Source organism: Pedobacter sp. PACM 27299, from assembly GCF_001412655.1.
Taxonomy (GTDB): Bacteria; Bacteroidota; Bacteroidia; order Sphingobacteriales; family Sphingobacteriaceae; genus Pedobacter.
Genome location: NZ_CP012996.1, coordinates 1,845,173 through 1,863,795, shown reverse-complemented (window position 1 = coordinate 1,863,795; position 18,623 = coordinate 1,845,173). Strand labels below are relative to the sequence as shown.

Genomic DNA, 18,623 nt, shown 5'->3' with positions numbered 1-18,623 from the left:
TTTTTAATCACGTTTCCCTCATTTATTTCGCTTCCAGAAGGTAAAAAGCACCTGCAGCAACCAGTACATCTCCAACATTTAAGCCCCTGGTGATCATCACTTTCCCCTGATGCAGGCCTCCTGTTTCTACCTTTCTCCGCACAAAACGCCCTTTCCCTGTTTGCAGAAAAACGAAACTGCTGTCATTTTGCTGAAAAACTGCCTTTTCAGGCACAAAAAGCGCATTTACTGGCCTCCCTTTGAAACTGATCTTTGCATACATTTCTGGTTTTAAGGCGCCATCAGGGTTTTCACATTCGATGAGCACCTGAATGCTTCTGCTTTCCTCATCCAGGATCTCTGCGATATGTCCCACCTTTCCTTTAATTTTTCTGCCAGGGTCAGCAGTGACTTCCAGCCTGACCTCGTCCCCCTTATGGATAAAGCGGATGTCCTTTTCTTTCACCTGGGCGGCGACATACACCCGGCTCAACTCCGCTATTTTAACTAGTGCTGCAGCTTCCGTATTCAGGTAACCCCCTGTCACCAGATCATTCTGAATCACCTCCCCTTTTATTGGAGAACGAAGTATAAATGGCTGTCCGATTTTTAATTGATCCGCAGCAACATGATACACTTTAAATCCTTCTACCAAATTTTTATACTCACTTAAAATCAAATCATAAGCCTGACTAATCTCTTCCAGATCTTTAACTGATGACACTTCATTTTTAAAAAGATCCTTCTGGCGTTTCAAATCCAGACCTGCCTTTTTCAACTGCGCTTTTATACTGAAAAAACGCTGCTGAAGTTCAATAAAATCGGGTGATGCCAATTCAAAAAGTGGCGTTCCAGGGCTCACTTTCATGCCTAATTTTATGAAAACCCGAAGCAAACGTCCGGAAAAAGGGCTGGCAGTTTCTGCATAGAAATTGGGGATGGCTTTTACCTTGCCCACACTGGTAATTTCCATTTGAAAAGGAGCTTCAGCTGCCGTGGCCAAACGTAAAAGGCCATTTAGTTTTGACACTGCGGGAAGGACTAATGTATCTCCCTGTAATTGATAATTTTCGATCGGCTCGACCTCTTTTTTTGGGCACAGGAAGCCAGGAGCAACAGTAAACTGCCGCTTAAAATCAAATGTTTCATGTTCTTTTTTTAATATTTATTTCGGGAAGATTTTCAACACATAAAATGGAAAATCTACTGTTTACAATGACTAAACAGTAAAATATTGAATTTTTTAGTTAATACATAATCAAACACTTACAGCCATTGGTTAAACTTTTTGATAAACAAAGTTTTTACATACTGCGTTAAAAGACAATAGCTCAAAAGGATCCCTAACAGCCACGGAAAATAGGCTATTGGCAAGGGCGTTAGCTTCAAAACCCCTGCAAAAGGTGTAAAAGGAATCGCGATTCCAACCAGCATAATCAACGTTGTCAGCGCAATCACCGGAGCTGTTGCCCAGCTTTGAATAAATGGAATCTTACGGGTTCTGATCATGTGAACAATCAGCGTTTGCGACAATAATCCTTCTACAAACCAACCGGTTTGAAACAGCGTTTGGTGTGCCGGACTATTCGCCTTAAACACATAAAACATGACCGCAAAAGTGGCATAGTCAAAAATTGAACTAATTGGTCCGATAAAGACCATAAACTTGCTGATCCCTCCAGCATCCCAGTTCTGTGGTTTCTTCAAAAATTCCTCATCCATACGGTCCCATGGAATAGAAATCTGGGAAAGGTCATACAACAGGTTTTGAATCAGCAGATGGATGGGCAGCATCGGTAAGAAAGGCAGAAAAGCACTTGCACCTAACATACTGAACATATTGCCAAAATTACTGCTGGCCGTCATTTTGATGTATTTAATAATGTTCCCAAAAGTTCGCCGTCCATAGATCACCCCTTTGCGAAGTACCATCAGGTCTTTTTCCAGCAGGATAATGTCGGCGCTTTCTTTTGCGATGTCTACCGCAGTGTCTACAGAAATGCCTACGTCAGCAACTCTTAATGCTGCCGCATCATTGATCCCATCTCCCATAAAACCTACAGTATGCCCTTTCGATTGTAACAACCTGACAATCCTGGACTTTTGAACAGGGCTTAATTTTGCAAAAATACTGGTATCCTGAAGCTTAGCAGCAAGCTCCTCCTCCCCCATCTGGTCCAGTTCATGTCCCAATAAAACCTGCTGAAAGGGAATTCCCACTTCTTTACAGATCTTTCTGGTCACCACATCATTATCACCAGTCAGTACTTTAACTGTAATCCCCAGTTCCTGCAGCCCTTCAATTGCAGGCCTTGCAGAAGGTTTAGCGGGATCTAAAAAGCCAATGAATCCAGTTAAAATCATTTTATCCTCCTCCTTGACCCCATAGTTTGAAGGACGCGGGTCATATTCCTTTATAGCCACCAATAATACCCTCAGCCCATCTTCATTAAGCTTTCTGGAAGTTAGCAGCACGGTATTGCGCATGCACTCATCCATCACTACCACGGCATCCTTTTCCAGGTGCAACTGGTGATTTTCACCAGGCTCAAACGCATGAGAACATAGGTCGAGCATTTCTTCCACTGCGCCTTTACAGATCAGCAGCTGTTTTCCATGCTGCTGCTCCAAAATCACACTCATTCTTCGTCGCTGAAAATCAAAAGGAATCTCATCTACTTTATGATAACCTTCCGCAACATTCAGGTAATCATGAAGTTCCAAATGTTCCAGCACTGCCAGATCAAGGAGGTTTTTTAGCCCAGTTTGATGAAAACTATTTAAATAAGCCCATTTCAGCACTTCATCATCGTCTTCTCCATAAACATTCAAATGCCGCTCTAAAATGATCTTATCCATGGTGAGTGTCCCGGTTTTATCGGTACAAAGAATATCCATGGCCCCAATATTCTGGATGGCATTTAATCTTTTCACAATCACTTTATGCTGACTCATATTCTTCGCCCCCTTGGCCAGGTTGGCAGTCACAATCATGGGCAGCATCTCTGGTGTTAAGCCCACTGCCATCGCAATGCCGAAAAGCAACGCTTCAAACCAATCTCCTTTAGTTAAACCATTGATCACAAAAGTCAAAGGAACCATCACCAGCATAAATCGGATCAGTAACCAGCTCACCTTATTCACCCCTTTATCAAAACTGGTTTCTGAACGTTTTCCGCTGATGGCAGTACCTACAGCACCGAAATAAGTCAGATTCCCCGTATTGACCACCACTGCAGTAGCTGTGCCGCTCAATACATTAGTCCCCATGAAACAGATGTTATCCAGTTCCAATGGTGATTTATGATCTGCATTGGAAACCACTTCGGCACTTTTTTCCAATGGATGAGATTCACCTGTCAGCATAGCCTGACTCACAAAAAGATCTTTAGACTGGATGAGGCGTAGATCTGCAGGCACCATATCACCGGCACTCAAAAACACCAGGTCACCAGGTACTAAAGCTTTCAGCTCAACTTCTTCTTTTCCATTTTCTTTACGCAAAACGGTAGCAGTGGTTTTCACCATACTTTTTAGTGCTTCCGCCGCCCGGTTACTGCCGAATTCCTGCCAAAAACGAAGCAGAGAACTCAGCACTACCATCAGCCCAACTACAATAACCGTTTTATAATCCCGCTCAGCCTCCTCAGCGAGTCCCACATCGACAATAAACGAGACAATAGCCAATATTAACAACACGGCAATAAAAGGGTTTAAAAAGGCTTGAAATAGCTGAACGTACCAAGGTAAAGCTCGCTCATGCTCAATTTCATTCCAGCCAAACAACTTTCTCTTTTCTGCTACAGCAGCTGCTGTCAAACCTTCCTTGTCGCTATTGAGCATGGGATAGAAGAAATCTGCTGCTATTCTCGCCACATTTTTCAACTTTGTTGCTCCTGCCTCCTCAAAACCAGCAGCTGTTTTTTGATGTTTCATTTTTAGTCTTTTCATAACTCTGATTGTTGTCCTGTTAATTCCCAGCTTACCCGCATTACTTCTGCTTCAATCGTCAGCCTGCTCACCATTTTTTCCATTAATTCATCCTGATTTCCTACAGCAACTAACTCCGCAGTAATGATTGCATTCGCAGGATCACCGTTATCGCTGCTGGTCAGTGCCCTGAGCATGAGCTTTTCATGATTCCCAAGGTGCTGGAGCAGTAAAACACGGATGTGATTTTCTACCCGCTCTTTGCATTTGATGGAAATCAAATACTCAGTTTGAGCAGTTTCACTTTTGGGATGAAATGAGTTTTTGCCTAGTTTAAGACCTATAGGGCGTAAAATAAGGTGTGCGAGTACGATGAAACTTGTAGCAATTGCTGCTTCAGGGTAAAAGCCCATTCCAGAGAGTGCGCCAATCGCTGCAGAACACCAGAGTGTGGCTGCAGTGTTGAGTCCCCTTACATTCATTCCATCCTTCATGATCACTCCGGCACCGAGAAAACCAATACCACTCACGATATAAGAAGCGACCCTGCCACTGGCATCGCCCCCGATTTTTACCGCCAGGGTAATGAATATTGCGGCACCCAAAGAGACCAGGGTATTGGTGCGTAATCCTGCGATACGTTGATGCCATTGGCGTTCTATGCCAATCGCAGCGCCCAAACTGAGGGCTAATAATAAACGGCTGCTGAAGTCTAGTGTACTTAACATTGCTTTTCGATATCATTCCCTTTCAGGAAAGTATCGGAAATACTACACTGAATAGGGAGGGTAAATAATTAATGGCTTATAACACGGAGGCTTGTCCATACGTTTTGTTTTTTTGATGACACAAAAGTACCTCTAGCCCTTGGAAAGGGCCGTTAGGGCATGATTAGAAAATCATTAGAAAGTGATTAGAAAGGAAGAGTCACCTCTATAAAAAAGCTGAAGCATCCTCCTTAAGAACCCCCTCAAGCAGGTCCTTAATGAAAGCATAAATACGCCTTAAACATGAGTCAGTGTAACGATAAAAGTGGTTCCTTCTCCTTTTTCAGAAATAACAGAAATCTCACCATTATGCAATGTGATGATCTTTTTTGTGAGCGCCAGGCCGATGCCATTTCCCTCTGCGTAATACTGGTTATCCCCTCGATAAAACGGGTCGAATAAATGCAGACGGTCTTGTTCCGAGATGCCAATACCCTGATCAGAAAAACGGAGCATCGTTTTGTCCTGATAATAGGAAATTGCAACATTGGATTGTTTATCTTCAGAGAACTTACAGTTGTTCTCCATCAAATTGAGGAAAGCGATTTTCAATAAATGCTCATTTCCATAGATAGAAATAAAATCGTCATCTTCTGCTTCCTGATCAAAAATGAGGTTTACTTTATATTCTGGCTGGTGCTGCAATACCTCTATCCGAGCATCTAATAACACTTCATCGAGGCGAAGTTCTTTGAAGCTAATCTCCGTTTGGTCGTAATTGGCATTGGCCAGATCTAATAAACTGGTCGACAGCCGGGCCAGCTTCCTCGCATCTTTTAAAGCCAGCCCTATCGCGTTTTGGTATTCCAAAGGTGTTCTCTCTTTATTTTGAGAGATCTCCAATTCAGCAATTACAGTGGCCAGAGGTGTTCTTAATTCATGAGAAATATGAGAAACAAACTCTTTTTGTGCATCAAAAGAATGCTCAATACGATCCAGCATCCGGTTAAAGGTGATCGCCAGTTCACCAATCTCGTCCTTAGCATTTTCCACTTTTAAACGCTGATCGAGGTTATTTGCGGTCATCTCTTCGATTTCATCTACCATTTCTGCCACATGTTTTAAAGCATGCCTGGCAAAAAGATACCCTGCAAAAACAGTCAGCACCACGCTGCCCAACACAGAAATCAGCAGTATAAACCGCAGCTGACGCAACTTTGCAAGGCCATATTCGTCCTTTGCGGCGGCAGTCACCACATAATTTCTTCCTTTATAAGGATAAAGAAAGCCAACCGCCTGTAATTGTCCCTGGTTAAATTGAATCTCTCCTTTAGCCACGATCTCGGCGATCATGCTTTTGGTTTCCTTGATTTTGTCAATATTTACCGCATCATGGTACAATAGGTGAAAAGAAGTATCATAAACTGCTACTTCCTCCTGAAACAGGTTATTTGGCGCATTTTTATAGATCAGCTGTAAAACATCTGGTGCTACTTTAGCATCTAATAACAGGTTACTTTTGGTAATCGCTAGCTGTTTTAATCGTTTGTAATACTCATCTTCTCTATTTTCTGCCGAAGAATAATAGGTAAAAAAAGCAAATGCACAGATGAGCAGTGTAAAAAGCAATGTAAAAAGAAGTGTCAGTTTATAGCGGATTTTCACAATAGCAGCTGATTAAAGCAGTTTAATAAACCAAAAATTTAAATTTCTTTAAAAATAAAGCCCATTCCGGTTTTGGTATGAATCAGTTTATTTTCAAAGTTCTTATCAATTTTTTTCCTCAGGTAGTTCATATAGACATCAATAAAATTGGTTCCGGTATCAAAATGGGTATCCCAAACCTTTTCGGCGATCTCTGTACGGGTCAGAATTCTTTCTTTATTGCGCAGCATATATTCCAAAAGCTTGAACTCTTTAGGTGTCAGGTTAATTTCCTCTCCCATCCGGCACACGACATTCGTTTGCAGGTTCATTTCCAGATCTGCATATTTTAGTAATTTGATTATTGGGGCCTGCAAAACGCCAACATTGCGGCTCAGCAGTACTTTAATACGGGCATGAAGTTCCCGAAAATCAAAAGGCTTCACCAGGTAGTCATTTGCACCGGCATCAAATCCATCCAGTTTATCCTCTGTAGTTCCCAGGGCCGTTAACATGATGATAGGGAGTTCTGACCATACCAGCCGAATTTCCCTGCAAAGCTCTATACCATTTAGCTGTGGAAGCACAATATCAGTAATGATCAGGTCGTAATGATTGGCAATCATTAATTTTTTGCCCATCAGGCCATCATAAGCCAGCGTTACCTGATACCCATGCTCTTCCAAACCTCTTTTGACAAGCTCAGAAACACGAAGATCATCCTCAACTAATAACAGATTCATATTTATGCTTTTTTATTTTCCTGGAAATCTTCAGAAAAAGGCTGCTGGCAAATATCCTGAATTATTTCTGAATCCCGCATTTAAAGCTTTTTTAGAAAGATGAATTGCCAAATTTCTTGCATAAAAAAAGCCCCGGATAGAACCGGGGCTACAATATCATACTGAGTTACGATTTAATAACTCATTTCTACGATCTTCTCTACATCAGATGGAGAAAGGGTTTTATGTTCACCCAATCCTAACCAACCTCTTTCTGTAAAACGTTTCGAAATCTTTTGTGCGGTTCCTTCGAAATCATCCGTATACTCAGAAAGTGTCGTTTCAATCTCCATGGAATGGAAGAAGTCTTCAGTTCTGGCTATGGCTGCGTTGGCGATATCATCGATACTACCAGTGGTAATTCCCCAAACACGCTGACCATATTGCGCCAGTTTTTCTTTCTTAGCTTCGAAATTATAACGGTAATGACTTGGCGCAATGATCGCCAGTGTTCTCGCATGATCAATACCGAATAAGGCAGTCAGCTCATGCCCCATTGCATGGACAGCCCAATCGGTGGGCACACCTTTTTGAATCAATCCGTTTAAGGCCATCGTACAGCTCCACATAAAGTTGGCTGCAGATTCATAGTCTTCCGGATTCTCAATCACCTTTGGACCTACTTCAATCAAGGTTTGCAAAATACTTTCTGCAAAGCGATCCTGTAGATGTGCACCTGCAGGATAGGTCATATACTGCTCTAAAACATGCGTAAAAGCATCAGTTACTCCATTTACCAATTGGCGTTTAGGAATAGATTTGATCACTTCAGGATCAAGAATTGAAAATTCCGGAAATAAACCAGGGCCGCCCATAGCTAGTTTTTCCTGAGTTTCCTTACGTGTAATTACTGCACCAGAGTTCATTTCTGATCCTGTAGCTGGTAAAGTCAATACCGAAGCAAAAGGCAAACCTTTCTCTGTTCTGATATTTTGCGTCAGGATATCCCATGGCATATCACCATCGTATAACGCTGCTGCTGAAAGGAATTTTACACCATCTATTACAGAACCACCACCTACTGCCAGCATATAAGTAATCTTTTCATCTTTGATCACTTTTAGTGCCTGCATCAAAACCTCATACTCTGGATTTGCTGGAATTCCTGAGAACTCCAATACTTCAAAGCCTTTTAGTGCATCGATCACCTGATCGTATACGCCATTGGTTTTGATACTTCCTCCGCCATAAAGCACCAATACTTTAGCACCTGTAGGAATTTCTTTACTTATCTTTTTTATCTCTCCTTTTCCAAAAATGATTTTGGTTGGGTTTTTGAATTCAAAATTTAACATCTCAATTTGATTATTTTATCATTAAACTATTAACCAGAGCCTTCAAATCAGTGCTCCTCTAATACAGTATTCTTTTAATTATAACAGATCATCAGATTAAATCTTAACGATCATTTTACCTTCATTCTTACCTTCAAAAAGGTCCATAAAAGCTTGAGGAATCTGGTCAAAGCCTTCCACTATTGTTTCTGTGTAAGTCAATTTACCTTCTTTCAGCCAGCTACTCATCTGCGCGATCGCTTCCGGGAATTTATCCGCAAATACAGATACGATAAAGCCCTGCATCAAAGCACTTTTGATCACCATCGTGGTTTGGATACGAGGACCAACATCTTTTGTCGTATTATTATACAGTGATATGGCACCACAAACCGGGATACGGGCATACCTGTTCAGATTTGCCAATACTGCGTCAGAGATTGCCCCACCAACATTATCAAAATATACATCTACTCCATTCGGGCAAGCGGCTTTTACAGCTGCAGTCATGTCTGTAGTGGTTTTATAATTGATGGCTTCATCAAAATGCAACTTAGATTTCAGCATGGCAACCTTTTCATCGGTACCTGCAATTCCTACTACCCTACAGCCTAAAATCTTACCAATTTGACCAACCACCGTTCCAACAGCACCGGCAGCGCCCGAAACAACGATAGTTTCCCCTGCTTTTGGTTTTCCTATTTCTAACAAACCACAATAAGCCGTCAAACCAGTCATTCCAAGGACCCCTAAATAAGCACTTAGATCTGCTGCTTTAGGATCAACTTTGATCAATCCCTGGCCAGTATGGCTTTGATATTCTTTCCATTCCAGGTTTCCGGAAACAAAGTCTCCATTTTCAAAACCTGTCAATTTACTTTCTATTACTTCTGCAACTATGCCTGATGATATCGGTTTATTTAGCTCAAATGGTGGAACATAAGATTCCGAGTCATTCATTCTGCCCCTTAAATACGGATCTACAGAAACATATTTGGTTTTCAACAGCAGCTGCCCATCACTGGCCACAGGCATCGCTTCTTCTATAAATTTAAAATCACTCATGACTGGTTTTCCTACCGGTCTTGCGTTCAAAAGAATTACTTTGTTCATAGCCATTTTCTTTACAATTTTATTTTCTTAATTTTTCCAATAAGTCATTCAGCAGATCAGCATCTTCACTATTGAGGTCGAGCACCCCCTGATCGATAATCGCTCTGGCTGCCATTTTTAGCTTTAGCCCTTCAGGGCTCAGCGTCACATACACCACACGTTGATCCGACAAGTTGCGCTCTTTAACAATCAAGCCCTTATCCATCAACTTATTGAGCAACCTGGAAACATTGGGCATCCGGTCTATCAAACGATCTTTGATCAGATTGACAGTGGCGGTTTGTCCCTCCTGTCCATGTAAAATACTCAGCACATTAAACTGTTGCAGCGATAAACCGGTTGGTTTTAACGCAACTGCAATCTTGTTCAGGATCCAGTTAGAAGTGAAAATGATATTCGTGGCAGCCCGCTGCTGGGGTGTCAGAAATTGATGTTTTAACTCTTCTTCTATCTTCATGTTTCTTAATTTATTTCAGCCTCATAAAAGGCAGACACAAAAATATCATCCATGGATTATAATTCCAAGGAATACAAATAGTAAATTGCTTTCAGAATGTCATTTTAAAACTACACAAACGTAACACAGCCCCAGAAAACACTTTTATAGACATTTAAAGCCATTTTTTGAGGTAAGAGTTGAAGGCTTCCTTATGTTGCTCAGAAAGTGAGATCATACGTTCTCCGATATATAATGTGCTTTTTGTGACCGCAGTAATCTTATCCAGTGAAACAATATAGGAACGGTGAACGCGCATAAAAGTGGAAGGAGAAAGCTTAACCTCCAGATCTTTAAGACTGGTTAAACTGAGTATTGGTTTATCATTATTTTCCAGATATATTTTTACATAATCTTTCAAACCTTCAATATAGAGAATGTCCTTAATTGCGACCTTCAGCAACTGGTATTCTACTTTCAGAAAGATAAATGCATCAGCAGGCTCTACATGGTGCTTAACAGAAGTTTTCATTTCCGCATAATTCCTGGCCTTATTTGCTGCGGTTAAAAACTCTTCATAATCAAAAGGTTTCAGAAGATAGTCGAGTGCATCTACCTTATAGCCATCTATTGCAAAATTATTAAAAGCAGTGGTAAAAATCACCCTGGGTCCTGAACCACCTGGCTGATGATCTAACAAGCGTGCCACCTGAATTCCATTTAGATCAGGCATCTGAATATCCAGAAAGATGAGGTCAATTTCCTCTTCCCTTACCATTTCCAATGCCTTCAACCCACTGGAGAAACACCCTTTAAGCTCTAAAAAAGGTGTTTGTTCCACAAAACTGCAAACCAGTCCGAGGGCCAGAGGTTCATCATCAACTGCTATACATTTCAGTACCATCAAGAATTAGTGTTAAGTGAACGATAAACGCATTGCCGGATTCAGTCTTTGCAGCCGAAAAGGTGTATTTTCCTGGATACAACAAATCCAAACGTCGTTTTGTGTTGGTTAATCCAATTCCACCATAAACATCCGGCAAGGTGTGCTGCTCTTTAAAAATGGAGTTCTCCACCATCATCTCTAATACTGGCCCATTCATTTTCATGGTGATGCGAATCTCTGAAGGAGAAAGCATGCTTATCCCATGTTTAAATGCGTTTTCAATGTAAGGAAGAAAGAGCATGGGAGCCAGCATCAGCTCCTCCTGCAGGCCCGACTTTTCAAAAGATATTTTCACATTATCACTCAAACGAAGGCGCATCAATTCAATATAGTCACTGATAAAGGAAAGTTCTTTACTCAGCGGCGTACTGCCTTGCTGTGTTTCATACAGCAGGTAGCGCATCATCCTTGACAACTTATGGAGTGCTTTCCGAGAAGCTTCCACATCCACATGGGTAAGTGCATATATATTGTTTAAAGTATTGAAAAAGAAATGTGGATTGATCTGTGCCTTTAAAAAGGAGAGCTCTGAGCTGATCTTTTCCTTTTCTAATAGTTCTCTTAATTGCTTATCGGTTTGCCATTTCTGAATTAAGGTTAGGCTGGTGCTGATGCCAACAATGAGCAAAATCATCATGACTAAGAAAAGGTCTATTCCATCGTCTCTTCTTGGCAAACGTGGAATACCAATCTTTTGAGCAGCCTTTTCCATCAGAAATGGCAGGTCTAATATGTTTTCAAGGCCTTTCACCAAAGGGCCGGCAAGCACAGCAATCGCCAGCACAATAACGATGAATAAGATATTCTTATTTTTCAGCAACAATCGCGGCACCAGCACACCACTATTTAGGTAAAACACCAGCATCAGAATCACCAATACGAGTCCTTGTTTAATCCAAAACTGTAAAGGCAGGCGGATATTCCAGGACAAAGGGTGATAAAAAAGCAAAATGAAAGCAAACAACCCCCAAAGCAGGAAATGCAATAGCACGGTAATATAGGAACGGCTTTTTAAAGAAACCATTTGGTTTAGAATTAGGTACAAATTGGATAGTCCAAGGTACTTAAAGGCTAAAAGAAAGTCCAAATCTTACCGTCGACGAATTCGACCCATTCGTCGGCGTGTTTGCCCTCCCCGTCTATTCTGTTTTTTTAACCGCATAAAGAAGCGTTGATTTGAATGTTATTAGCAGTTTAAACGCATCATAATGTTACGACTTACTTTAAAAATCCTGCTCTTCTCCGCGCTTGGCATTTCCAGTATAAAGGGATTTGGACAAGATCGAAACAGCCTCCAGGATTCCGCATTAAAAGTGATCCCTCCGGTATGGGACCTCGCCAGTTGTTTACAATACGCAAAAATCAACAACCTACAGATCAGAGGACTGATCCTTGATAAAAAAAATGCCATAGAAGATCAGCTGCAAGCTAAATCCGCCTTGCTGCCAAATCTTTATAGCACTGCTTCTCAATCCTTCAACCACTATAATGTCACACAGACCACAGGAAGCAATGCGATCAATACTTCAGGCTCTTATGGGTTAAATTCTTCCTGGACCTTATATAAAGGAGGATATTTAAAGACAGACATCAAGCAAAAAGAGCTTTCTGTACAGTCTGCCGGACTAACCGTTTTAGAAACAGAGAACGATATTACTTTACAAATTACACAAGCCTACCTTAGTATTCTGGTGGATAAAGAAAGTATTGTCTACAATCAAGACCTGGTTAAAACCTCTGAAGCACAACTCGCACAATCAAGAAATCGCTTTAAAGTTGGTTCTGCGGCTCAAAAAGAAGTGGTGCAGTTCGAAGCGCAGCTTGCCACCGACAATTACAACCTGACCGCCTCACAAAATGCAGAACGCCAGGACAAAATCACCTTAAAACAATTGCTTCAACTTCCGGATAGCAGGGATTTCGATATTGTAAAACCTGATACGCTGATCGCTGAAAGCAATATCCCTGATTTGGAAACCGTACAGCAATATGCACTGAAGAACCGTCCGGAAGTAAAAAATGCAGAATTAGGGATCCAAATTTCAGATCTCAATCTGAGTAAAGCCAAATCAGGATACTTACCTACTCTGACCTTAGGTGCTGGGATTGGCTCTAATTACGCCAATGATCCAAACTACAATGTATTTAAACAGCTGGATAACAATTTCAACCAACAAGCTGGATTAACACTTTCCGTACCCATTTTCACCAATAGGCTCAATAAAACCAATGTGGCTAAGGCCAGGATCAATCTGGAACAATCTAGGCTAAGCCTGGAAAACACCAGAACTACTTTGGCATTAACGACGGAAAAAGCACTCATCTCTGCACAAAACAGTAAAAACCAACTTCTTTCTGCTACGGAGCAGTTAAAGTACAATACAGAAATTTATCGCATTGCGAATCAGGAACTAAAGATTGGCGCTGCTAACATAGTCGACTTTTATCAGCAAAGAAATCTATATGTACAGGCCATGCAAGCTTATATACAAGCCAAATACAATGCTTTACTGGCCGCAAAAATCTACGAATTCTACCTTGGAACACCTATAAAACTATAACCATGAAACCGAAAAAAATCTTCCTCATCCTTGCCGCTGTCATCGTGTTATTCGGTATCTGGTATTTCTTTCTAAGGACTAAAGAGCAAGTCATCAACCTGACGACGGAAAAACCGGTTATTGGGCCGATTTCTACTAGTGTCACTGCAACCGGCACGGTACAGCCAGTGGATACGGTAACGGTAGGTACACAAGTTTCAGGAACAATTTCCGCATTATATGCTGATTTCAATTCTACCGTTAAAAAGGGTGAACTACTGGCAGAACTGGATAAAGTATTGATTCAATCTACTGTAGATCAAGCAAAGGCAAACCTGATACAGGCACAGAGTAACCAAACTTATCAGGAGGCTAATTTCAACCGGCAGCAGCAATTATTCCAAACCGGGTCTATCAGTAAAGCGGATTATGACCTTGCTTTAAATACCTTACAGGTAGCAAAAGCCAATGTAAATAATGTAAAAGCACAATTAAGGGCAGCCGAAAGAAACCTTTCCTTCACACAGATCTATTCCCCAATTGATGGCGTAGTATTGAGCAGAAGTGTGAGCATCGGGCAAACAGTAGCAGCCAGTTTTAGTACGCCTACCCTCTTCACCATCGCCAAAGACATCACGAAAATGCAGGTACAGGCCAAAGTAGATGAAGCAGATATAGGGAATGTGCGGACCGGACAAAGATCCACCTTTACTGTAGATGCTTTTATTGATGATACCTTTAATGGTACCGTTAAGGAAATCCGCTTGCAGCCTTCCATTTCTGCCAATGTGGTCACTTATGCCACTTTAATCGATGCACCTAACGATGATAAAAAGTTAAAACCGGGAATGACCGCTAATATTATCATCTACACGAAAGAAGTTAATAATGCTTTACTTGTTTCTGCACAGGCTTTGAAGTTCCATCCAGACTCTTCACTTTCCAAAAAATATGAAATTGTTCCCGCTCCGGGACATAAAAAAGGAAATGGTAATGAGGGAAAAGGAAATCAAAAAAACCAAGCTAAAAAACCGATCGATGGAGATGTAGTAGCCAATCCTACTGCTTATGTATGGGTATTAGCAGGGAATAAACTCCTTCAAAAGAAAATAAAAACCGGCTTGAATGACAATACGCATGTACAGGTATTATCGGGACTCTCAGAAAACGAAGTAGTCGTAACCAGCGCCTCAGGCCCTTCAGCGGGTACCCCTACTGCCGCAGCCAGTAGTCCATTTATGCCAAAAAGAGGAGGTAAAAGATGACCGGACAAAAAATCCTGGAAATCCAGAACGTAAAACGGGAGTTTATTATGGGTGATCAAATCGTTCGTGCCTTAAAAGGTGTTTCTTTTGACGTGAATAAAGGCGAATTTCTGACTATCATGGGCAGCAGTGGATCTGGAAAAACCACTTTACTCAATATGCTGGGCTGCCTGGATAAACCGACAGAAGGCAGCTATATATTAGATGGTGTAAATGTTAAGGAACTGAGCAGAGATGAACTGGCCAAGATGAGAAACACTAAAATTGGTTTCGTCTTTCAGGCTTATAACCTCTTGCCGAGAACAACTGCCCTGGAAAATGTAGAACTCCCATTATTATATAATCCAACTATTTCGACCAAAGAGCGTAAAGAAAGGGCGATTGCAGCCTTGCAGGCGGTAAAATTAGATGGTCGTTTTGACCATACACCCAATCAGCTTTCCGGTGGACAGCAGCAAAGGGTGGCGATTGCAAGAGCACTCGTGAATGAACCTGTAATGATTTTGGCCGATGAGGCCACAGGAAACCTGGATACCCGGACTTCCTATGAAATCATGTCGCTGATGCAGGAGCTCAATCAGAATGGCAAAACCATTATTTTTGTAACGCACGAGCCAGATATCGCTGCATTTACCAGTCGAACGGTGATGTTAAAAGATGGCAGGGTACAAAAAGACACCCTCAATCCCAACCCGCGTTCTGCAAAAACAGCTTTAAGCGAATTGCCAGTTTCCGATGATTATTAAATGATAAGCCGATGAAAATCTTAAATCTGATCAAACTAGCCATAAGGGCATTACAACGCAATAAATTACGCGCGCTGCTCACCATGCTGGGTATCATTATAGGCGTAGCTTCTGTTATCACCATGATGTCTATCGGCGAGGGCTCCAAACAAAGTATCAACGCTTCATTGGCCAGTATGGGCTCAAATATGATCACTATACAACCCTACAGCAACGAACCTGGAGGTGCAAGAATGATGGGCAGCAGCCTTAAAACCCTGACCATTAAAGATGTAGAAGCTTTAAAAAAAGCACCGGATATTGCTTTAATTTCTCCATTGGCCTCTTCCAGTGGACAAGCAATCAATGGTGCAAACAACTGGCCAACCAGCATACAGGGCGTTAGTCCGGATTACCTGGAAATCAGAAAAGTGGAGGTTAAAGACGGCATCCTGTTTTCCGAACAGGATGTAAGGGCCTCTGCAAAAGTATGTTTATTAGGTAAAACGGTAGTCGACAACCTATTTCCTAACGGGGATGATCCGATTGGAAAAATCATCAGATTCGGTAAAATCCCTTTTCAGGTCATTGGGGTACTGGTGCCTAAAGGAACCAGTAATTTTGGACAAGATCAGGACGATATTATCATTGCGCCGTATACGACTGTACAAAAAAGGATATTATCTACTATTTATTTTGGAAGTATTTACGCATCCGCGATCAGGGAAGATGCTTCAGATGCGGCTGTAGATGAAATCACCCAAATATTAAGGGAAACGCATCACCTTCGCGACAATCAGGACAATGATTTTCAGGTACGTACCCAGGCAGAGTTAATGACCATGATGAATTCCACCAGCAGCATGCTTACCGCCCTACTGACTGCTGTTGCCAGTATTTCCCTACTAATTGGTGGGATTGGCATTATGAACATCATGTATGTATCCGTAACAGAACGCACCCGTGAAATCGGACTAAGAATGTCTATTGGTGCACGAGGCGTGGATATTTTGCTTCAATTTTTAATAGAAGCCGTTATGATCAGTATCACCGGTGGCATCATTGGCGTATTACTCGGCGTTACCGCAGCCATTGTGATCCCTTCTATGCTCAATTGGCCAACCGTCATTTCGCAATCTTCTATCGTCATTTCCTTCCTGGTCTGCGCTTTAACCGGCATATTTTTCGGTTATTATCCAGCACTAAAAGCCTCCAGGTTAGATCCGATTGAAGCCCTGCACTACGAATAAAAGTATTTTTACAACAAGTGATGGGTATCTTTAATGGTATCCATCACAAAAATACTCTTCGTTTGTGCAATCCCCGGAATTTCACTAAGCTTGTTCATGGAGAAAGAATGAAAACTTTCCATACTTTCCGTCACTATCTTGAGCATAAAGTCAAAATCACCAGATATATTGTAACATTCAGTCACTTCTTTGAAGTTCAATACTGCATCTATAAATTCCTGTGCTGCTTTCTTATTGTGAACTTTTAACGAGATCTGTACAATCACGATGATGCCCTTATTGATTTTCCGGTTATCCAGCAAAGCCACATATTTCCTGATTACGCCCTCCCTTTCCATTCTTTTGATCCTTTCGTGGGTTGGAGTTGGGCTCAGGTGTACTTGAGACGCGATTTCCCGGATCGTGAGCTTTGCATTTTCCTGCAATAATCTCATGATTTCATAATCTTTATCATCTAAAACCAAAGGGTTCTGACGGACTTGTTCTGTTTGAGTAGGCATATTTAAGATCAATAATGCATTTGTTCTGTCAAATTAGTAAATATTAATCATTTGTTCTAAATAAGCAGAACTTATTTTTAGTCTGTGTTACTAAAGCTACCTTTGTAAGGAAAATTTCCCCAAATACATTTATGACTCAAAGAAAAAACCTGATCCTCGCCATTGCTTCTATTGGTATTTTTATAGAAGCATTGGACATAGCCATTGTCAACCTTGCCATCCCATCTATTCAATCTGATTACGGGCTAAGCAGCGACAAAGTACAATGGTTGCAAACACTCTATGTGTTGTTATACGGGGGATTTTTGATCATCGGGGGTAAATTATCAGACCTTGTAGGAAAGAAAAATATTTTCATGGCCGGTTCTGCAATTTTTCTGCTGACCTCTCTGGGCGCAGGTCTTTCCAGCTCTTTTGAGATGCTGGCCTTTTTCCGTGCCGCACAGGGAATTGGTGCCGCCTTAATTATGCCTTCCGCTTTTTCTATTGTAACTCATACTTTTACAGAAACCCGGGAACGTGCAAAAGCCATCGGTATTTTCAGTTCATTTGCAGCCATCGGCTCTGGCAGCGGCCTGGCCTTAGGTGGGATTATTACCACTTATTGGGGATGGCACTGGATTTTCTTCGTTAATGTACCTGTTTTATTTGTCATTATTGGCCTTGCCTGGTATTACCTTGCTCCTGATGAATTGACGAAATCGAAATCCAGACCGGATTTATTATCTGGTGTATTATTGGTATTGGTGCTGTTAATGTTGAGCTATGGCGTACATGAACTGGGCAGAATCCGCGAACATTACCTGATGTTAATCGGCCTCACTATCGCTGTAATTGCTGGTTTTAAACTCATTCAGCACCGTTTGAAAGTTCAGAAAGAGCCTTTAATAGACATGTCCTTATTCCGTTCTAAAGCCACCACTACCGGTATTGGCGTATTCTTTTTACTAGGCGCTTATTTTACCGGATATATGTTCCTGCTGTCTTTACTGATTCAAAAAGACATGAATTTCAGTGCAGCCAAAGCCGGGGTTACCCTGGTTCCATTCAGTATCATCTCTGCCTTATTTGCGAAATTTGTACTTCCTCCATTAATGAGAAGACTGAATGTATGGCAAACCGGTGTTTTTGGGATGTCTTTAATGGTAGGGGGTGCAGGATTTTTACTGGCTTCTGTATTGATGGACCATAACCTGATCTTATTATTATGTTCTGCATGCTGTGTATCTGGATTGGGCATGACCATCTGCTATACCAGTTTATCGGTGATTTCTGTGCAGGGCATACCGCCACAGCATTATGGATTGGCATCCAGCCTGGCTTCAACCTCCTATTTTCTGGGTGGTGGAATCGGACTATCCATCCTTTCCTTATTCATCAGCAGTCATCAAAGTGGAAATTCAGTGAGCACCATCTCGATCCTGGTACTGTGTGCTTATGCGATTGCTGCACTGGTTTGGCTGGCCTCTTATACAAAAAGACACGTTTCAGTGCCTAGGCCTTCCTTAGCCGGACAATAAATTATTGATTCT

General features: G+C 41.6%; 16 protein-coding genes. 5 read left to right on the top strand and 11 right to left on the bottom strand.

Annotation, left to right across the window (positions count from 1 at the left end; translation table 11 throughout):
* Positions 1–22: 22 nt before the first annotated feature.
* From AQ505_RS07855 to AQ505_RS07810, 10 genes are all read right to left on the bottom strand, one after another.
* Positions 23–1,009, bottom strand: coding sequence for an efflux RND transporter periplasmic adaptor subunit (locus AQ505_RS07855; protein WP_062547668.1), 987 nt, complete (start codon positions 1,007–1,009; stop codon positions 23–25).
* Positions 1,010–1,245: 236 nt separating this feature from the next.
* The gene (mgtA, locus tag AQ505_RS07850) at positions 1,246–3,930 is read right to left on the bottom strand and encodes a magnesium-translocating P-type ATPase (RefSeq protein WP_082461455.1); all 2,685 of its coding nucleotides are present in this window, start codon (positions 3,928–3,930) and stop codon (positions 1,246–1,248) included.
* A complete protein-coding gene (locus AQ505_RS07845; RefSeq protein WP_062547667.1) occupies positions 3,927–4,637 on the bottom strand; it encodes an MgtC/SapB family protein in 711 nt (236 codons plus the stop codon). Before AQ505_RS07845 ends, mgtA begins: the two co-directional genes overlap by 4 nt.
* Positions 4,638–4,913: 276 nt before the next feature.
* Complete coding sequence (locus AQ505_RS07840; protein WP_062547666.1) at positions 4,914–6,281, bottom strand: HAMP domain-containing sensor histidine kinase; 1,368 nt, start codon at positions 6,279–6,281, stop codon at positions 4,914–4,916.
* A gap of 38 nt (positions 6,282–6,319) precedes the next feature.
* Positions 6,320–7,003, bottom strand: coding sequence for a response regulator transcription factor (locus AQ505_RS07835; protein WP_062547665.1), 684 nt, complete (start codon positions 7,001–7,003; stop codon positions 6,320–6,322).
* A gap of 173 nt (positions 7,004–7,176) precedes the next feature.
* A complete protein-coding gene (locus tag AQ505_RS07830; RefSeq protein ID WP_062547664.1) occupies positions 7,177–8,337 on the bottom strand; it encodes an iron-containing alcohol dehydrogenase in 1,161 nt (386 codons plus the stop codon).
* A gap of 96 nt (positions 8,338–8,433) precedes the next feature.
* Positions 8,434–9,435 carry an NADP-dependent oxidoreductase gene (locus AQ505_RS07825; protein ID WP_335337995.1) on the bottom strand — a complete coding sequence of 334 codons (1,002 nt, stop codon included), beginning with the start codon at positions 9,433–9,435 and terminating at the stop codon, positions 8,434–8,436.
* Positions 9,436–9,448: 13 nt separating this feature from the next.
* Positions 9,449–9,886, bottom strand: a complete 438-nt coding sequence (locus tag AQ505_RS07820) for a MarR family winged helix-turn-helix transcriptional regulator (protein WP_062547663.1) — start codon at positions 9,884–9,886, stop codon at positions 9,449–9,451.
* A gap of 154 nt (positions 9,887–10,040) precedes the next feature.
* On the bottom strand, positions 10,041–10,769 hold the full coding sequence (locus AQ505_RS07815) for a LytR/AlgR family response regulator transcription factor (protein WP_062547662.1): 729 nt from the start codon (positions 10,767–10,769) through the stop codon (positions 10,041–10,043).
* Complete coding sequence (locus tag AQ505_RS07810) at positions 10,744–11,835, bottom strand: sensor histidine kinase (protein WP_062547661.1); 1,092 nt, start codon at positions 11,833–11,835, stop codon at positions 10,744–10,746. The genes AQ505_RS07815 and AQ505_RS07810 overlap by 26 nt, the downstream gene beginning before the upstream one ends.
* A 184-nt stretch (positions 11,836–12,019) precedes the next feature.
* Here AQ505_RS07810 and AQ505_RS07805 point away from each other — a divergent pair, with 184 nt between their 5' ends.
* The 4 genes from AQ505_RS07805 to AQ505_RS07790 are packed head-to-tail and all read left to right on the top strand — an operon-like array spanning position 12,020 to position 16,591.
* Positions 12,020–13,372 (top strand): TolC family protein, encoded by a 1,353-nt coding sequence (locus AQ505_RS07805; RefSeq protein WP_062547660.1) that lies wholly within the window; start codon positions 12,020–12,022, stop codon positions 13,370–13,372.
* Between the two features lie 2 nt (positions 13,373–13,374).
* Positions 13,375–14,616: an efflux RND transporter periplasmic adaptor subunit gene (locus tag AQ505_RS07800; protein ID WP_062547659.1), complete on the top strand. Its 1,242-nt coding sequence runs from the start codon at positions 13,375–13,377 to the stop codon at positions 14,614–14,616.
* Entirely contained in the window at positions 14,613–15,362 is a 750-nt protein-coding gene (locus AQ505_RS07795) for an ABC transporter ATP-binding protein (RefSeq protein WP_062547658.1), read from the top strand. Before AQ505_RS07800 ends, AQ505_RS07795 begins: the two co-directional genes overlap by 4 nt.
* 11 nt (positions 15,363–15,373) lie before the next feature.
* Positions 15,374–16,591, top strand: a complete 1,218-nt coding sequence (locus AQ505_RS07790; protein WP_062547657.1) for an ABC transporter permease — start codon at positions 15,374–15,376, stop codon at positions 16,589–16,591.
* An 8-nt stretch (positions 16,592–16,599) separates the two neighbouring features.
* Here the strand turns inward: AQ505_RS07790 and AQ505_RS07785 are convergent, their stop codons facing one another.
* Positions 16,600–17,091 (bottom strand): Lrp/AsnC family transcriptional regulator, encoded by a 492-nt coding sequence (locus tag AQ505_RS07785; RefSeq protein ID WP_062547656.1) that lies wholly within the window; start codon positions 17,089–17,091, stop codon positions 16,600–16,602.
* A 131-nt stretch (positions 17,092–17,222) separates the two neighbouring features.
* On the opposite strand from AQ505_RS07785, the gene AQ505_RS07780 reads away from it, so the two are divergent.
* Positions 17,223–18,611: an MFS transporter gene (locus AQ505_RS07780; RefSeq protein ID WP_062547655.1), complete on the top strand. Its 1,389-nt coding sequence runs from the start codon at positions 17,223–17,225 to the stop codon at positions 18,609–18,611.
* Positions 18,612–18,623: the final 12 nt, after the last annotated feature.

Excerpts from the sequence above, each read along its gene's own strand:
- mgtA (WP_082461455.1), bottom strand. The coding sequence starts at position 3,930 with ATGAAAAGACTAAAAATGAAACATCAAAAAACAGCTGCTGGTTTTGAG.
- AQ505_RS07845 (WP_062547667.1), bottom strand. The coding sequence starts at position 4,637 with ATGTTAAGTACACTAGACTTCAGCAGCCGTTTATTATTAGCCCTCAGT.
- AQ505_RS07835 (WP_062547665.1), bottom strand. The coding sequence starts at position 7,003 with ATGAATCTGTTATTAGTTGAGGATGATCTTCGTGTTTCTGAGCTTGTC.
- AQ505_RS07830 (WP_062547664.1), bottom strand. The coding sequence starts at position 8,337 with ATGTTAAATTTTGAATTCAAAAACCCAACCAAAATCATTTTTGGAAAA.
- AQ505_RS07825 (WP_335337995.1), bottom strand. The coding sequence starts at position 9,435 with ATGGCTATGAACAAAGTAATTCTTTTGAACGCAAGACCGGTAGGAAAA.
- AQ505_RS07820 (WP_062547663.1), bottom strand. The coding sequence starts at position 9,886 with ATGAAGATAGAAGAAGAGTTAAAACATCAATTTCTGACACCCCAGCAG.
- AQ505_RS07815 (WP_062547662.1), bottom strand. The coding sequence starts at position 10,769 with ATGGTACTGAAATGTATAGCAGTTGATGATGAACCTCTGGCCCTCGGA.
- AQ505_RS07810 (WP_062547661.1), bottom strand. The coding sequence starts at position 11,835 with ATGGTTTCTTTAAAAAGCCGTTCCTATATTACCGTGCTATTGCATTTC.
- AQ505_RS07805 (WP_062547660.1), top strand. The coding sequence starts at position 12,020 with ATGTTACGACTTACTTTAAAAATCCTGCTCTTCTCCGCGCTTGGCATT.
- AQ505_RS07800 (WP_062547659.1), top strand. The coding sequence starts at position 13,375 with ATGAAACCGAAAAAAATCTTCCTCATCCTTGCCGCTGTCATCGTGTTA.
- AQ505_RS07795 (WP_062547658.1), top strand. The coding sequence starts at position 14,613 with ATGACCGGACAAAAAATCCTGGAAATCCAGAACGTAAAACGGGAGTTT.
- AQ505_RS07790 (WP_062547657.1), top strand. The coding sequence starts at position 15,374 with ATGAAAATCTTAAATCTGATCAAACTAGCCATAAGGGCATTACAACGC.
- AQ505_RS07785 (WP_062547656.1), bottom strand. The coding sequence starts at position 17,091 with ATGCCTACTCAAACAGAACAAGTCCGTCAGAACCCTTTGGTTTTAGAT.
- AQ505_RS07780 (WP_062547655.1), top strand. The coding sequence starts at position 17,223 with ATGACTCAAAGAAAAAACCTGATCCTCGCCATTGCTTCTATTGGTATT.